The organism is Caulobacter sp. GW821-FHT11A05, assembly GCF_058809015.1.
The window spans coordinates 32,135-47,649 of sequence record NZ_JBXASF010000013.1 but is presented as its reverse complement, the minus strand read 5'-3'; the positions used below and the strand labels follow the sequence as shown (position 1 = coordinate 47,649).

At 70.1% G+C, this 15,515-nt stretch carries 17 protein-coding genes; 14 read left to right on the top strand and 3 right to left on the bottom strand.

Going from position 1 to position 15,515, the window contains the following annotated elements; all coding sequences use genetic code 11:
* Positions 1–477: 477 nt before the first annotated feature.
* Genes AC1RSK_RS17710 through dnaQ form a run of 5 tightly spaced genes read left to right on the top strand, consistent with a single transcriptional unit; the run spans position 478 to position 4,098 of the window.
* A complete protein-coding gene (locus tag AC1RSK_RS17710) occupies positions 478–1,329 on the top strand; it encodes a pyruvate, water dikinase regulatory protein (protein ID WP_492908930.1) in 852 nt (283 codons plus the stop codon).
* Complete coding sequence (locus AC1RSK_RS17705; protein ID WP_492908929.1) at positions 1,326–1,925, top strand: Maf family protein; 600 nt, start codon at positions 1,326–1,328, stop codon at positions 1,923–1,925. The genes AC1RSK_RS17710 and AC1RSK_RS17705 overlap by 4 nt, the downstream gene beginning before the upstream one ends.
* On the top strand, positions 1,922–2,773 hold the full coding sequence (locus AC1RSK_RS17700; RefSeq protein ID WP_492908928.1) for a shikimate dehydrogenase family protein: 852 nt from the start codon (positions 1,922–1,924) through the stop codon (positions 2,771–2,773). Before AC1RSK_RS17705 ends, AC1RSK_RS17700 begins: the two co-directional genes overlap by 4 nt.
* Positions 2,773–3,387: a dephospho-CoA kinase gene (coaE, locus tag AC1RSK_RS17695; RefSeq protein ID WP_492908927.1), complete on the top strand. Its 615-nt coding sequence runs from the start codon at positions 2,773–2,775 to the stop codon at positions 3,385–3,387. Before AC1RSK_RS17700 ends, coaE begins: the two co-directional genes overlap by 1 nt.
* A 9-nt stretch (positions 3,388–3,396) precedes the next feature.
* A complete protein-coding gene (gene dnaQ / locus AC1RSK_RS17690) occupies positions 3,397–4,098 on the top strand; it encodes a DNA polymerase III subunit epsilon (protein WP_492908926.1) in 702 nt (233 codons plus the stop codon).
* A gap of 178 nt (positions 4,099–4,276) precedes the next feature.
* Here dnaQ and secB read toward each other — a convergent pair whose 3' ends face one another.
* Positions 4,277–4,768 (bottom strand): protein-export chaperone SecB, encoded by a 492-nt coding sequence (gene secB / locus AC1RSK_RS17685; RefSeq protein WP_492908925.1) that lies wholly within the window; start codon positions 4,766–4,768, stop codon positions 4,277–4,279.
* Positions 4,769–4,951: 183 nt separating this feature from the next.
* Here secB and timA point away from each other — a divergent pair, with 183 nt between their 5' ends.
* The 3 genes from timA (at position 4,952) to AC1RSK_RS17670 (ending at position 7,330) form a co-directional block, all read left to right on the top strand.
* The gene (gene timA, locus AC1RSK_RS17680; RefSeq protein WP_492908924.1) at positions 4,952–5,569 is read left to right on the top strand and encodes a TIM44-related membrane protein TimA; all 618 of its coding nucleotides are present in this window, start codon (positions 4,952–4,954) and stop codon (positions 5,567–5,569) included.
* Between the two features lie 76 nt (positions 5,570–5,645).
* Positions 5,646–6,806: an MltA domain-containing protein gene (locus AC1RSK_RS17675; protein WP_492908923.1), complete on the top strand. Its 1,161-nt coding sequence runs from the start codon at positions 5,646–5,648 to the stop codon at positions 6,804–6,806.
* On the top strand, positions 6,803–7,330 hold the full coding sequence (locus tag AC1RSK_RS17670; protein WP_492908922.1) for a Smr/MutS family protein: 528 nt from the start codon (positions 6,803–6,805) through the stop codon (positions 7,328–7,330). Before AC1RSK_RS17675 ends, AC1RSK_RS17670 begins: the two co-directional genes overlap by 4 nt.
* 214 nt (positions 7,331–7,544) lie before the next feature.
* Here the strand turns inward: AC1RSK_RS17670 and AC1RSK_RS17665 are convergent, their stop codons facing one another.
* Entirely contained in the window at positions 7,545–8,516 is a 972-nt protein-coding gene (locus tag AC1RSK_RS17665) for a quinone oxidoreductase family protein (RefSeq protein ID WP_492908921.1), read from the bottom strand.
* Positions 8,516–9,211 (bottom strand): dienelactone hydrolase family protein, encoded by a 696-nt coding sequence (locus tag AC1RSK_RS17660; protein ID WP_492908920.1) that lies wholly within the window; start codon positions 9,209–9,211, stop codon positions 8,516–8,518. Before AC1RSK_RS17660 ends, AC1RSK_RS17665 begins: the two co-directional genes overlap by 1 nt.
* Before the next feature lie 103 nt (positions 9,212–9,314).
* On the opposite strand from AC1RSK_RS17660, the gene AC1RSK_RS17655 reads away from it, so the two are divergent.
* The 6 genes from AC1RSK_RS17655 to AC1RSK_RS17630 all read left to right on the top strand — a co-directional run bounded on the left by AC1RSK_RS17655 (position 9,315) and on the right by AC1RSK_RS17630 (position 15,375).
* Positions 9,315–9,566 (top strand): DUF6489 family protein, encoded by a 252-nt coding sequence (locus AC1RSK_RS17655; protein ID WP_492908919.1) that lies wholly within the window; start codon positions 9,315–9,317, stop codon positions 9,564–9,566.
* Entirely contained in the window at positions 9,563–10,897 is a 1,335-nt protein-coding gene (mnmE, locus tag AC1RSK_RS17650) for a tRNA uridine-5-carboxymethylaminomethyl(34) synthesis GTPase MnmE (RefSeq protein WP_492908918.1), read from the top strand. Before AC1RSK_RS17655 ends, mnmE begins: the two co-directional genes overlap by 4 nt.
* Positions 10,898–11,160: 263 nt before the next feature.
* The gene (gene mnmG, locus AC1RSK_RS17645) at positions 11,161–13,011 is read left to right on the top strand and encodes a tRNA uridine-5-carboxymethylaminomethyl(34) synthesis enzyme MnmG (RefSeq protein ID WP_492908917.1); all 1,851 of its coding nucleotides are present in this window, start codon (positions 11,161–11,163) and stop codon (positions 13,009–13,011) included.
* Positions 12,986–13,642: a 16S rRNA (guanine(527)-N(7))-methyltransferase RsmG gene (gene rsmG, locus AC1RSK_RS17640; protein WP_492908916.1), complete on the top strand. Its 657-nt coding sequence runs from the start codon at positions 12,986–12,988 to the stop codon at positions 13,640–13,642. Before mnmG ends, rsmG begins: the two co-directional genes overlap by 26 nt.
* A complete protein-coding gene (locus tag AC1RSK_RS17635; RefSeq protein ID WP_492908915.1) occupies positions 13,632–14,474 on the top strand; it encodes a ParA family protein in 843 nt (280 codons plus the stop codon). The genes rsmG and AC1RSK_RS17635 overlap by 11 nt, the downstream gene beginning before the upstream one ends.
* A 19-nt stretch (positions 14,475–14,493) precedes the next feature.
* Positions 14,494–15,375: a ParB/RepB/Spo0J family partition protein gene (locus AC1RSK_RS17630; protein WP_492908914.1), complete on the top strand. Its 882-nt coding sequence runs from the start codon at positions 14,494–14,496 to the stop codon at positions 15,373–15,375.
* Positions 15,376–15,515: the final 140 nt, after the last annotated feature.

Here is a 15,515-nt window from a genome sequence, read left to right as displayed (position 1 = left end):
TCTTGCCAAAGCAAGGGCCCCCCACACGCAGGGCCCCTCCTTAAAGTCTTAATAGAAGATTAATTTAAGGGGGAAGTTGAAGGTAGGGCGAGGGGAGGACGGGGATAACCGTGACGTCCCGATGACGGCGCCCAGGCGGAGTCCCAGGCGGTTCAGAAGATTCCCACAGACTGCCGGCCGGCTGGGGATATCGGGGACAGGTTGGGAAGCGGCTGATTCCGATGGCGGAATCGAAAGCCATCCCAGAGGCGCCACGCCAGGTGAACGGGAGTCGCTAGAACCATCCCCAACAGGACCATGCAACGGGCCAGAGCGTGGGGTGGGCCTGTGGGCGCGGAGAAGGTAAACAAAAGGTTAATCCACCGGGCTTTGGCCGAGCGCCCGCGGGCCGGGGACCGTTGTGGACCGGTTAACGAACCCTTAACGACCTATCCACAGGCTGGTTCCTTCGGCGCGCCAGCGTTATGGAACCCACTGATGACCGCGCCGGCCCGCATCGCCACCTATTTCCACGTCCATCTCGTGTCGGATTCGACCGGCGAGACGCTCAACGCCATGGCCCGCGCCGTCTGCGCCCGGTTCAGCGACACCCTGCCGATCGAACACATCTATGCCCTGGTCCGCTCGCCCCGGCAGATGGAGCGGGCGCTGGACGAGATCGCCGCCGCCCCGGGCATCGTCATGCACACCATCGCCGAGCCCGAGCTGCGGGCGGCGCTGGAGGAGGGCTGCCGGCGGCTTGAGATGCCCTGTATCGCCCCGCTCGACCCAGTGATGGCCAGCATGAGCCGCTATCTGGGCATCGCCGTCTCCTCGCGGGTCGGGGCGCAGCATGCCCTGGACAGCGACTATTTCGACCGCATGGAGGCGCTGAACTACGCCATCGGCCATGACGACGGGGCCGGGGGGCCCGACCTCAACCAGGCCGATGTGGTGCTGGTCGGGGTGTCGCGCACCTCCAAGACCCCGACCTGCATCTACCTGGCCCATCGCGGGGTGCGGGCGGCCAACATCCCGCTGGTGCCGCACATGCCCGTGCCGGCCCAGCTGAAGGACCTGCGCAAGGACATCCTGATCGTCGGGCTGATCGCCAGCCCCGACCGCCTGGCCCAGATCCGCCGCAACCGGCTGCTGTCGCTGAAAGAGGACCGGGGCAGCGACTACGCCGACACCGACGCCATCCGCCAGGAGATCATCCACGCCCGCCGGCTGTTCGAGCGCGAGGGCTGGCCGGTGATCGACGTGACGAGGCGCTCGGTCGAGGAGACGGCGGCGGCGATCATCAACCTGCTGCACGGCGGCCGCGGCCAGGTGGAGCTGCTGTCATGAGCCGTCCGGTCGTCCTGGCCTCGACCTCGAGCGCCCGCCGCGCCCTGCTGTCGGCGGCCGGGGTGGAACATGAAGCGATCTCGCCCGGCGTCGACGAGGACGCCGCCAAGGCCTCGCTGCTGGCCGACAACGCCACCCCGCGCGAGGTGGCCGACGCCCTGGCCGAGCTGAAGGCGGTGCGGGCCAGCGGCAAGCGGCCGGGGGCCCTGGTCATCGGCGCCGATCAGACGCTGGATTTCGAGGGCCGGCTGTTCGACAAGGCCCCGACCCTGGAAGCGGCGCGCGAGCGGCTCCAGCTGCTGCGCGGCAAGCGCCATCAGCTGCATTCGGCCGTGGTGGTGGCCCTCGACGGCCAGCCGATCTGGCGCGAGGTTCCGTCGGCCAGCCTGACGATGCGGCCGTTCAGCGATGAGTTTCTCGACGGCTGGCTGGGCCGTCAGGGCGAGGGGATCCTGGGCTCGGTGGGCTGCTACCGGCTGGAGGACGAGGGGGTTCAGCTGTTCTCGAAGATCGAAGGCGACTATTTCACCATCCTGGGCCTGCCGATGCTGGGCCTCTTGGACCTGCTGCGCCGGCATGGCGCGCTGCCGCTATGAGGATCAGCGGTACAACCATGGTGGCCGGCATCGCCGGCTGTCCCGTCACCCATTCGCTGAGCCCGGTGATCCACAACGCCTGGATCGCCGCCGCCGGCCTCGATGCGGTCTATGTGCCGTTCAATGTGCCCGAGGATGGGTTCGCCGCCTTCGCCACTTCGCTGCGGGGCGGGGTGGTCAGGGGGATCAATGTCACCATCCCGTTCAAGGAGACGGCGCTGGAGCTCAGCGACCTGGCCGGCCAGCTGGCCGAGAAGGCCGGGGCCGCCAACCTGCTGACCTTCCCGGCTGACGGCGGCATCGTCGCCCGCAACACCGACGGCCCGGGCATGCTGGACGCCATCTTCGAGCAGGCCCCGGGGTTCAACCCGACGGCGGCGCCGGCGGTGATCCTGGGGGCCGGCGGCGCGGCGCGGGGGGCGGCGGCGGCGTTGGTGATGGCCGGGGCCCCGGCCGTGCGACTGATCAATCGCAGTCCCGAGCGGGCCTCGGTCCTGGCCAAGGCGCTGGGCGGGGTGGTCAGCGCCCATGCCCTGGACGGCGACCACGATGTGTTCGAGGACGCGGGCCTGATCATCAACGCCACCTCGCTGGGCCTCGGCGGCGGGCCGGGGCCGGGCATCGATTTCAAGGTCCTGCCGCCGTCGGCCGTGGTCATGGACATGGTCTACAAGCCGCTGGAGACCCAGTTCTTGGCTGAGGCCAAGGCCGCCGGTCACCGCACGGTCGATGGCCTGGAGATGCTGCTGCGCCAGGCGGTCCCCAGCTTCGAGGCCTTCTTCGGCCAGGCGCCGCCGGACGATGTCGATGTCCGCACGCTTTGCCTGCAAGCGCTGGGGGCGGCCTGATGATTCTCGTCGGCCTGACCGGCTCCATCGGCATGGGAAAGTCGACGACCGCCGCCCTGTTCGCGGCCGAGGGCGTGCCGGTCTATGACGCCGACGCCGCCGTGCACCAACTCTACGCCAGAGGCGGGGCGGCGGTGGAGCCGCTGGAAGAGGAGTTCGGCGACGTGGTCGTCGATGGCGCGGTCGACCGGGAACGGCTGTCGAAAAAGGTGCTGAACGATCCGGACGCCATGAAGCGGCTGGAGGCCATCGTCCATCCGCTGGTCGGGGCCAGCCGGGTCGGCTTTTTCCAGGAGGCGACGGAGAAGGCGGCCGACATCGTCGTCCTCGACATCCCCCTGCTGTTCGAAACCGGCGGCGAGAAGAATATGGCCGCCGTGGTGGTGGTCTCCGCCCCCGCCGACCAGCAGCGGGCCCGGGTGCTGGCCCGGCCGGGCATGACGGTGGAGAAGTTTGAGGCTATCCTGGCCCGCCAGACGCCGGACGCCGAGAAGCGCAAACGCGCCGATTTCGTCATCGATACCGGCCAGGGCGTCGACCGCGCCCGCGAGCAGGTGCGGCATGTGTTAGCAACTCTGCGGTCCGGCTGGACGCGCGCCAGCGACACCGCTTAGGACAGGACGATGGCGCGGCACATCGTACTCGACACCGAAACCACGGGGCTGGATCCCCGGACCGGGCACCGGATCATCGAGATCGCCTGCGTCGAGGTCGTCGACTTCATGCCGACCGGCAACGAGTTCCACCGCTACATCCAGCCGGATCGGCCCATCGATCCCGACGCCGAGCGGGTGCACGGCATCTCGCTGGCCAGCCTGAAGGACAAGCCGCGCTTCCACAGTCCCGAGGTGGTCGACGCCTTCCTGGCCTTCATCGGCGACGACACCCTGGTGGCGCACAACGCCCCCTTCGACCGGGGCTTCATCAACGCCGAGCTGGAACGCTGCGGCCGGCCCTGTCCGCCGGATGACCGCTGGGTCGACACGCTTGCGATGGCCAAGAAGAAGTTCCCGGGGATGTACAACTCCCTGGACGCCCTCTGTAAGCGGATGAAGATCAGCCTGGCCGGGCGCGAGAAGCACGGGGCGCTGATCGACTCCAACCTCTTGGCGATGGTCTATCTGGAGCTGCAGGGCGGCAAGGAGCGGGCGCTGGACCTGACCAGCACCATGGCCGTGCGGGCGGCTCACGCGGCGGTGCAGGCCGCCTACGGCGCGCGGCCGCGGCCGCTCAGCTGCCGGATTACCGACGACGAGCGGGCGGCGCACGAGGCGTTCGTGCGCGATGTGCTGAAGGACAAGGCTGTGTGGTTGAGCCTGGGGTAGCGCCGGCGCCGCGCTCCCTCCCCTTTATGGGGAGGGTGTCACGCGCAGCGTGACGGGTGGGGAAGTCGGATGCTGCGCGCCAATCCCTGAAGGCTGGCGTCCTATGATTTTCGTACCCCACCCTGACCGCTTCGCGGTCTGTCCCTCCCCATAAAGGGGAGGGAGGAACCGTGGGGTCTCAAGCCTGGCCAACCACCACGCCCTCGCCTTCGCCCTGGGCGCGGCGGGACTGGTAGATGCCGGCGAAATCGATCGGCTCCAGCATGAAGGGCGGGAAGCCGCCGTCGCTGGTCAGGTCGCCGATGATGCGGCGGGCGAAGGGGAACAGGAAGCGCGGGGCCTCGATCATCAGCACCGGCTCCAGCTCTTCGGGCGGGATGCCCGACAACTCGAACAGGCCGCCGTAGACCAGCTCGACCGCGAACGACTGGTCGGCGCCCTTCTTGGCGTCGACGGTCAGCTTCAGCTCGACCTCGAACAGACCGTCGGGCCGGCCCTTGGCGTTCAGCTCGACGCCGATGTCGATGGCCGGCTGCTCGCCGGTGACGCGCAGGCTGTCGGGGGCGCGGGGATTCTCGAAGGAGAGGTCGCGGGTGTACTGGGCCAGGACCCGGATGCCGGGGGCGGCGATCTCTTGACCATTGGCGGCGCCGGCTTGGGTGTCGGTCATGTTCGGGTAGTCCGGAATAGAAAAAAGGAAGGCGCGGTCGCTATCACGGCCCCCGGGGGCGCGCAACGCGGTCTCTTGTGGCGGCCGATTCGAACCCCAACCTGACGCGGCGCGTTCCTTGCCCTATATTGACGGTCAACAGCCGTCGATCCCTCTCTTGTCTCGAACCCGCCAGGCCCCGCTTTGAACCAGACCCTCCAGCTCATCCTGTTCGCCATCCTGGCCGGCGTGGTGCTCTACCAGCTCTATTCGGTGCTCGGCCGCCGGGTCGGGCGCCAGCCGGAGGACGCCCAGGCCGAAGCCATCGAGCGCGGTGACGCCCGGCCGCCGGCCGTCGACGCCGAGCCGATCCCGGACGGGGTGGTGCTGACCGGCCTGGCGGCGGTGCGGGCCCGTGATCCGAACTTCGACATCGGCAGCTTCCTGGGCGGGGCCAAGGGCGCCTATCAGATGGTGGTCAAGGCCTTTGCCGACGGCGATCGCGAAACCCTGAAGAAGCTGCTGTCGCCGGCCGTCTACGACAGTTTCGAAGGGGCCATCGCCCAGCGCGAGGCCGAGGGGGCCAGCGAGACGGTGGAGTTCAGCCAGCCGCCGCGGGCCGATCTTGACTCGGCGACCATGGACGGCGACATGGCCCGGGTGGTGGTGCGTTTCCTGGCCGAGTTCCGGGCCCGCACCAAGAACGCCGAGGGCGAGGCCGTCGACGACCGCCGCACCGCCGAGCTGTGGACGTTTGAACGGGATGTGACCAGCCGGGACCCGAACTGGGTGCTGGTGAATGTGGACGCGGCTGAGGCCTAGCTTTCGCTCTGCCCTCATCCGACCCCCTTCGGGGGCCACCTTCTCCCGACAAGCGGGAGAAGGGTAAGAAGGTCGCATGGCGTTGATTCGTTTCCTGATTCCGTTGCTGGGCGCGGCGCTGCTGCTGTCGGCCTGCGAAACGACCGCGCCGACACGCGAGCCCCCGCCGCCGCGTCCTGTCCCCCCGCCCGAGCGGCCGACGCCGCAGCCGCCCCGGCCGCCGTTGGCCGGGATCATGCTGTCGGAGCTGCCCGGCTGGCAGGCCGAGGATCATGCGGCGGCGCTGGCGGCGGTGGCGACCAGCTGCCGGATCAAGCCGCTGCCGCAGCTGGCCGAGGCCTGCGCTCATGTGCGGGCGGCCGGGCCGCTGGGCGAGCCGGCGGCGAAGGCGCTGCTGGAGGCGACGTTCCGGGCCGTGCCGGTCGGGGGCGAGGGCCTGCTGACCGCCTACTTCTCCCCGCAATACGAGGCGCGGTTCTCGCGGACCGGCGAGTTCACCGCCGTGGTGCGGCCAAAGCCGGCCGACCTGCTGTTCGACAAGACCTTCGTTCCCGATCCGGCCCGGCCGGGCTGGAAGGGCGAGGTCCGGGACCTGGACGGCGACCTGGTTCCCTATCTCGACCGGGCCGCCATCGAGGCGACCGAGGAGGTCCAGCCCCTGGCCTGGATGCGGCCGGAGGATCTGTTCTTCCTGCAGATCCAGGGCAGCGGCGTGCTGGTGTTGCCGGACGGGCGGCGCAAGCGGGCGGTGTTCGCGGCCACCAACGGCCTGCCGTTCAAGGGTATCGCCACCCCGATGCGCGACCAGGGCCTGCTGGCGCCCGACAACACCTCGGGCGAGGCGATCCGGTCCTGGCTGGCCGAGCATCGTGGGCCGGAGGCGGACGCGGTCATGCGACTGAACCCCCGCTACGTCTTCTTCCGCATGGAGGACGACGACGGCCAGGAGGCGACCGGGGCGGCCGGCGTGCCGCTGCCGGCCGGGCGGGCGATCGCCGTCGATGCGACCCACCACGATTACGGGGCGCTCTACTGGATCGACGGCCAGGCGCCGAGCCTGACGGGCGCCTTTCCGCGCTACAGCCGGCTGGTTTCGGCGCTCGACACCGGCGGGGCGATCCGCGGCCTGGTGCGGGCCGACCTCTACATCGGCAGCGGCGAGGCCGCCGGCCGTGAGGCGGGGCGGGTGAAGCACCGGCTGCATATGTGGCGGCTGATCCCGGCGCCGGCTCTGTGAAACGGCCGCCGCGCCCTGAGGAGATCGCCCTGTGGGCGCGGGTGGCCGAGACGGTCAAGCCGCTGCCCGGGCGCAAGGTTCCCAAGGCCGTCGCCAAGGCCGTCGCCAAGGCCGTCGAGCCGGACGCCCTGCCGCCGAAGCTGGAAGGGCGGGCGGCGCTGGCCAAGGCGGTGAAGGTGACCAGCAAGCCCAATCCGCCGCCCGAGCCGCTGGAGCCGAACCGCTCGCGGCGGGTGGTCAAGGAGCGGGAGGCCATCACCGGCCGGGTCGACCTGCATGGCCTGACCCTGGAGCGGGCCCGGCCGGTGCTGGAGAGCTACATCCTGTCGGCCGTGGAGCGCGGCGACCGGCTGGTGCTGGTCATCACCGGCAAGGGCAGCGGCGGGCGCGAGACGCTGAGGGGCATGACGCCGCTGTGGTTGGCCCAGCCGCCGCTGCGGGCGCTGGTCGCCGGCGTGCAGCAGGCCGATCGCAAGCACGGCGGCGAGGGGGCGTTCTACGTGGCGCTGAAGAAGGGGCGGTGACGGCGCCCTGATGGGCGGTGTCTCTCCCTCCCCTTTATGGGGAGGGACAGCGAGGCGAAGCCTCGCAGGGTGGGGTACTCAGGTTCAAGCTGGGACGGCGGGTGGTCTTGGGGTTCCAAGACGACAGACTTTGGGTGGGCGGCATTCGACTTCCCCACCCTGACCGCTTCGCGGTCTGTCCCTCCCCATAAAGGGGAGGGAGGACCTTGCGCTGTTACGGAATCAACAGCGTCGACCCCGTCGTCTGCCGCGCTTCCAGCGCCTCGTGGGCGGCCTTGGCGTCCTTCAGCGCGAACTCCGCCCCGATCTCGATCTTCACGGCGCCAGACAGGATCTGCGCGAACACCGCCCCGGCGCTGTCGTCCAGTTCCGCAGGTGTGGTGACATAGTCGCCCAGGGTCGGGCGGGTCATGAACAGGCTGCCGCCGCGGCTGAGGCGCAGGGGTTCGACGGCCGGGGCCGGGCCCGAGGCGTTGCCGAAGGTGACCAGCATGCCGCGGCGGGCCAGGCTGGAGAGGCTGCCTTCCAGGGTGGCCTTGCCGACGCCGTCGTAGACCACCCGCACCCCGGCCCCGTCGGTCAGCTCGCGGACCTGGGGGGCGAAGTCGCCCTGGTCGTAGCGGATGACGTGGTCGCAGCCGTTGGCCTTGGCCAGCTGCGCCTTGGCCTCGGAACTGGTGGTGCCGATGACCAGGGCCCCCAGGGAGCGGGCCCACTGGCAGAGGATCGAGCCCACCCCGCCGGCGGCGGCATGGATCAGCACCGCGTCGCCGGCCGCCACCGGGAAGCAGCGGCGGATGAGGAATTCGGCGGTCATGCCCTTGAGCAGCGCGGCGGCGGCCGTGCGGGCGTCGATGCCGTCCGGCAGCTTGACCGCCTTGTCCTCGCGCAGGAGCAGGGCCTCGGCGTAGCTGCCCATGCCGCCGAGGCCGAAGCCGGCGCGGTCGCCGACCTGGAAGCGGGTGACGCCCTCGCCGATCGCCTCGATGACGCCGGCGCCCTCCTGGCCCAGCACCACGGGAAACTTGGCCGGGTAGAGGCCGGAGCGGAAGTAGGTGTCGATGAAGTTCAGCCCGATCGCTTGCTGGCGCAGCAGGATCTGGCCGGGGCCGGGTGCCGGGACGGGGATGTCGACGGCCTCGAGCACCTCGGGGCCGCCGGCTTTCGTCGCCTGGATGGCCAGCATCAGAGGTTGGCCTTGAAGAAGGCGGCGGTGCGGGCGTTGGCGGTTTCGGCAGCGGCCGCGTCATAGTGTTCGCCGCCGTGGCGGGCGAAGGCGTGGTCGCAGCCGGGGTAGTCGTGGATCTCGACCTGGGCGTGGTTGTCCAGCTCCTGGTGGATCAGGGCCTGGGCCTCCTTGGGCACGAAACCGTCCTCGGCGGCGATGTGCATCAAGAGCGGATCGGCCAGCTTCTCGGCCTCGGCCAGGTGCTTTTCGATGCCGACCCCATAGTAGCTGACGGCCGCGTCGGCGTCGGTGCGGGTGGCGGTCAGGAAGGCCAGCAGGCCGCCCAGGCAGTAGCCGACGGCGCCGACCTTGCCGGTCGAGCCCTCGATGTTGCGGACCTGGTCGATGGTCGCCGCGATGTCCTCGACGCCGCTGTCGACGTTGAAGGCGTTGAACAGTTCGAAGGCCCGTTTCCACTCGGCTTCCGACTGGTCGGTGATGTCGATGCCGGGCTCGATGCGCCAGAAGAGGTCGGGGCAGACGGCGATGTAGCCTTCCGCGGCATAGGCGTCGGCGGTGTCGCGCATGACCTGGTTGACCCCGAAGATCTCCTGGATGACCACGATGACGGGGGCCGGGGTTGAAGCCGGCCGGGCGACATAGGCCGAGAAGTCGCCGTCGGGCGTCTTGATGGTCAGGCGTTCACCGCTCATGGTCGTGTCTCGTTCCGTTGACTGATTTGCCGCACTTAAACGCGGGGCCGGCCACAACCCAATGACAAAGGTGTGCGGCCACTCGCAGAAAGTCTGAACACCCATGAAGGTCACTGTCGAGATCGACTGCACCCCCGTTGAGGCCCGCACCTTCCTGGGTCTGCCGGACGTCACCGCCCTGAACGACCATATGATCGCCGAGATGCAGAAGCGGATGGACGCCAACATGGCGGCCCTGGCCCCGGAAGAGCTGATGAAGACCTGGATGAGCTTCGGCATGGGCGCGCAGGAGCAGTTCCGCAAGCTGATGACGGCGGCCACGACCAGCGCCATGGGCGGCTCCAAGGGAAAATGACCGACACCATCTTCGCCCTGGCGACCGCGCCTGGACGGGCGGCGGTGGCGGTCGTGCGGTTGTCGGGGCCGGGGTGCGCGCAGGCGCTGGAATCCCTGACCGGCAAGGCGGTTCCGGCCGCGCGGCGGGCCTCGCTGCGGCGGCTGAAGGACGGTGAGGGGCGGGTGCTGGACGAGGCGCTGGTCCTCTGGACGCCGGGGCCGGGCAGCTACAGCGGCGAGGATGCTGCCGAGCTGCACCTGCATGGCGGGCCGGCCATCGTCGAGGGGGTCATCCAGGCGCTGCATGACCTGGGCCTGCGGCTGGCCGAGCCGGGGGAGTTCACCCGGCGGGCCTTCGAGAACGGCAAGCTGGACCTGGCCCAGGCCGAGGCGGTGGCCGACCTGGTCGATGCGGAGACGCAAAACCAGGCGCGGCAGGCCCTGGGCCAGTTGGGCGGGGCCCTGTCGCGGCGCTACGAGACCTGGCGGGGCCAGCTGGTCCAGGCCCTGGCCATGCTGGAGGCGGCGGTCGATTTCCCCGACGAGGAGCTGCCGGCCGATGTGGCGGACCGGGCGCGGCCGCCGCTGGAGGCGCTGCTGGCCGAGATCGGCGAGGCCCTCGCGGACGAGGGACGCGGGCGGCGGGTGCGCGAAGGCTTCCGGGTGGCGCTGATCGGGGCGCCGAACGCCGGCAAGTCCAGCCTGCTCAACGCCCTGGCCGGGCGGGACGCGGCCATCGTCACGGCCACGCCGGGGACGACGCGGGACGTCATCGAGGTTCCCCTGGTGCTGGCCGGCTACAAGGTGCTGCTGGCCGACACCGCCGGCGTGCGGGAGACCGAAGAGGCCATCGAGGCCGAGGGCGTGCGGCGGGCGCGGGGCTGGGCCGAGGGGGCGGACCTGCGGCTGTGGGTCGTTGACCAGTCGGCCTCGGGCGACTGGCGGCAGGCCCAGGGGCTGGCCCGGTCGGGCGATCTGCTGGTGCTAACCAAGGCCGACCTGGCGGCGGGGGCCGACCGGGCCGAGGCTGCCGCGGCGCCGCTCGACCAGCTGGCCATCTCGGTGCTGGCCAGCGACGACGTCCGGCGGGTGCGGGCCGAGCTGGAGCGGCGGGTGGTGGAGGCCCTGGGCGGTGGGGAGGCGCCGCTGGCGACGCGGATACGGCATGGCGAGAGCCTGCGGGAGGCGCATGCGCGGCTGGTCAGGGCTCTGGAGGAGCTGGAGCCGGCGGTGGAGCTGGCGGCCGAAGACGTGCGGCTGGCGGCCAGGGCCTTGGCCCGGGTGACGGGGCGGATTGGGGCCGAAGACATACTAGATGTGGTGTTTTCGAGCTTCTGCATCGGCAAATAGGGTGTTTCACGTGAAACATCGGGGTGGCGGCATGGGGATTTCGTTGCGGTCGCGTTGCGGTTCCGTGGGTGGTGGGATGGGGGAAGTGTTGGGGTGATGTTGTGGTTTCGTATGCCGGCCCTGTCAGTCGGGCGTGACGCGATGTTTCACGTGAAACATCCTGATCAACTCTCGGCGACTCCCCGTGACTCCAGGGCCCTCGGCGCCTTATAAGACTCTCCCAGCGCCCCCGCCCATCGGGGGCGCTCGTGTTTGAGAATTCGATGTCCTTTGATGTGATCGTGATCGGCGGCGGCCATGCGGGCTGCGAGGCGGCGGCGGCGTCCGCCCGCTTCGGCGCGCGCACCCTGCTGCTGACCCACAAGATCGAGACCATCGGCGAGATGAGCTGCAACCCGGCCATCGGCGGCCTGGGCAAGGGTCATCTGGTGCGGGAGATCGATGCTCTCGACGGCCTGATGGGCCGGATGGCCGACAAGGCCGGCATCCAGTTCCGCATGCTCAACCGGTCCAAGGGGCCGGCCGTGCGCGGGCCGCGCAGCCAGATCGACCGCAAGCTCTATCGCCAGGCCATGCAGGCCGAGCTGGCGGCGACGCCGAACCTCAGCATCGAGGCCGAGGCGGTCGAGGACCTGATCGTCGAGGACGGCATCGTCGTCGGCGCGGTCGGCGGCTCGGGACGGCAATGGCGGGCCAAGGCGGTGGTGCTGACCACGGGGACCTTCCTCAAGGGGGTCATTCACCTGGGCGAGCAGCGCATCCCGGCCGGCCGGGTCGGCGACGCGCCGGCCATCGGGCTGTCGGACCGGCTGTACGCCAGCGGCGTCGCCCTGGGGCGGCTGAAGACTGGCACGCCGGCGCGGCTGGACGGCCGGACCATCCACTGGGACCGGCTGGAGATGCAGGACGCCGACGTCGAGCCCGTGCCGTTCAGCTTCCTCAACGACCGCATCGAGGTGCCGCAGATTCAGTGCGGCATCACTTTCACGACGGCGGAGACCCACCGGATCATCGCCGAACGGCTGGGGGAGTCGGCCGTTTACGGCGGCCGCGTCACCGGCATCGGGCCGCGCTACTGCCCGTCGATCGAGGACAAGGTTGTCCGTTTCGCCGACAAGAACAGTCATCAGGTCTTCTTGGAGCCGGAAGGCCTCGACGATCCGACCGTCTATCCGAACGGGGTGTCGACCTCGGTGTCGGAGGAGACGCAGAGCCTGTTCCTGCGGACCATACCCGGGCTGGAGGATGTGGTTATCTTCCGGCCGGGCTACGCCATCGAATACGATTATGTCGATCCGCGCGAGCTGTTCCCGACCCTGGAGGTCAAGCGGCTGCCGGGCCTGTACCTGGCCGGGCAGATCAACGGCACCACCGGCTATGAAGAGGCGGGAGCCCAGGGCCTGGTCGCCGGGCTCAACGCGGCGCGGGCCGCCGGGAGCTTAAGCGCCGTCGAGTTCGCGCGGGACGAGGCCTATATCGGGGTGATGATCGACGACCTGGTGACCCGGGGCGTCACCGAACCCTATCGGATGTTCACCAGCCGGGCCGAGTTCCGCCTGACCCTGCGGGCCGACAACGCCGACCAGCGGCTGACCCAGCGCGGCATCGAGGCCGGCGTCGTCGGTTCGGACCGGGCGGCGGTGTTTCACGTGAAACAACGCCAGCTCGCCGAAGCGCGGGATTTCGCCAAAAGCCACACGCTTACCCCGTCCGAGGCCCAGAAGCTGGACCTGCCGGTCAAGGCCGACGGCCAGCGGCGGGATATCGGCCAGCTGCTTGCCTATCCGGACGTGACCCTGGAGCGGCTCACCGGCATCTGGCCGCAAATCGCTGACTGGACCCCGGCCGTGCGCGAGCAGGTCGAGATCGACGCCGCCTACAGCGGCTATCTCGACCGCCAGCAGGCCGATGTCGACGCCTTCCGGCGCGACGAGAACCTGCGGCTGCCGGCCGACCTCGACTATGGGGCCATCGGCGGGCTGTCGAACGAGGTGCGCGAGAAGCTGCAGCGGGTGGCGCCCCTGACCCTGGGCCAGGCGGCCCGGATCGAGGGCGTCACCCCCGGCGCCATCACCGCCCTGCTGGCCCATGTGCGGCGCGCCCGTGCTGCTTGAATCCGTCAAATCCGAGAGCTCGCAAGGCTTTTCCGAGGCGTTTCACGTGACGCCGGCCCAGCTGGCCGACCTCGAACGCTATCGGGTCCTGCTCGAGGACTGGAACGGCCGGATGAACCTGGTCGGGCCCTCGGCCATGGCCGCCTTCTGGTCGCGCCACGCCCTGGACAGCGCCCAGCTGGTGAAACTAGCGCCGGACGCCCTGCGCTGGGCGGACCTCGGAACCGGGGCCGGCCTGCCGGGCCTGGTGCTGGCTATCCTGCTCAAGGGCCGCGAGGGCGCGCGGGTGCACCTGGTCGAGAGCCTGGCCAAACGCTGCCGCTTCCTGTCGGAGGTGGTGTCGGAGCTCGACCTGCCGGCCGTGGTGCATAATGCCCGGGCCGAGGATGTGAAGATCGAGGTCGAGGTGGTGACGGCGCGGGCCGTGGCCGCCCTGCCGAAACTGCTGGGCTTCGCCGAGCCCTATCTGAAGCGCGGGGCGCGGGGTCTGTTCCTCAAGGGGCAGGCGGCCGAGGCCGAGCTGGCCGAGGCGCGCGCGGCCGGCTGGCGGCTGGAAGCGACGTTGATTCAAAGTCTTAGCGATCCGGATGGCCGGATCGTCGATATCCGGAGTGCGAAGCGTGGACGCTGATACCGCCCCCAAGACGACCGCCCCGGAAGGCCTCAAGCCGCTGCGCGTGCTGGCCATCGCCAACCAGAAGGGCGGGGTGGGCAAGACCACCACGGCCATCAACCTCGGCACCGCCCTGGCGGCGGTCGGGGAGTCGGTGCTGCTGATCGACACCGACCCGCAGGGCAACGCCTCGACGGGCCTGGGCGTGCCGCGCTCGGCCCGCCGGGTGACGATGTACGACGTCTATTCGGGCGAGAAGACCCTGGCCGAGGCCGCCGTGCCGACCTCGCTGCCAGGGCTGGACCTGGCGGCCTCGGACGCCGACCTGTCGGGTCTGGAACTGGAGCTGGCCGCCAGCCAGCGGCGCTCCTACCGGCTGCGCGACGCCCTGTCGGCGCTGCGGGCGACGGGGCGCTACTCCTACGTCCTCATCGACTGCCCGCCGTCGCTGAACCTCTTGACCGTCAACGCCATGACGGCGGCCGACGCGGTGTTCGTGCCGCTGCAGACCGAGTTCTTCGCGCTGGAGGGGCTGACCCAGCTGATGCGGACCATCGAGCTGGTGCGTGGCAGCCTCAACCCGGCCCTGGAGATCCAGGGGGTGGTGCTGACCATGTACGACCGGCGCAACAGCCTGTCGGAACAGGTGGCGCGCGACGTGCGGCTGCACTTCGGCGACAAGGTCTATGAGACGGTCATCCCGCGCAATGTGCGGGTCAGCGAGGCGCCGTCGCACGGTAAGCCGGTGCTGATCTACGATCTGAAGTGCGCCGGCTCGCAGGCCTATCTGCAGCTGGCCCGGGAAGTGGTGCGGCGCGAGCGTGAACGACGCGCTCGGGTCTCCAATTAGTCAATAAGGTCAAAGAGTTATGGTTGAAGGACGTCGGGGACTGGGGCGCGGTTTGTCGGCCCTGCTGGGCGAGGCGGACGCGGTCGAAGCGGCGGCGCCGGTCGGCGGCGAGAGCGGCGCGCGCGAGGCGCCGATCGAGCTGATCCGGGCCAATCCCGACCAGCCGCGGCGCAGCTTTTCGCGCGAGGACATCGACGCCCTGGCGGCCTCGATCCGCGAGAAGGGGATTCTGCAGCCGATCCTGACCCGGCCGATGCCGGGGGCCGACGGAGAATTCCAGATCGTCGCCGGCGAACGGCGCTGGCGGGCGGCCCAGGTCGCCGGCCTGCGCACCGTGCCGATCCTGGTGCGGGCGCTCGACGACCGGCAGGTGCTGGAAATCGCCATCGTCGAGAACGTCCAGCGGACCGACCTCAACCCGTACGAAGAGGCGCTGGGCTACCGGGCGCTGATCGAGAAGTTCGGCCATACCCAGGAGGCGGTGGCCGAGGCGGTGGGCAAGAGCCGGCCGCATGTGGCCAACGCGTTGCGGCTGCTGAACCTGCCGCAGCCGGTGCTGACCATGCTGGTCGAGGGCGAACTGACGGCCGGCCATGCGCGGGCGCTGGTGGGGTCGGACCGGGCGGTCGAGCTGGCCCGGCGGATCGTCGCCGAGGGGATGAGCGTGCGCCAGGCCGAGGCGCTGCTGAAGGACCCTGATCCCAAGCCGCGCGGGCCGTCGAAGACGCCGTCGCAGGCGGTGAAGGACCACGACACCACGGCGCTGGAGAGCGACCTGGCCGATATCCTGGGGCTGGAAGTCGAGATCCGCGACGCCGGCGGCAAGGGTGAGGTGCGGCTGAAGTACGCGACGTTGGAGCAGTTGGATGATCTGTGCCGGCGGCTGACGCGGGCGGGGTGACTCCGTCCCTCCCCGAATGGGGAGGGCAGGCCGAAGGCCGGGTGGGGCAGTGGGGCACCACAGCCGCCCGGCTCGTCTTCTCAGCACATACTCACGAAAGTCAGCGACCGACTTCCCCACCCGACGCGCGTAACCGCGCG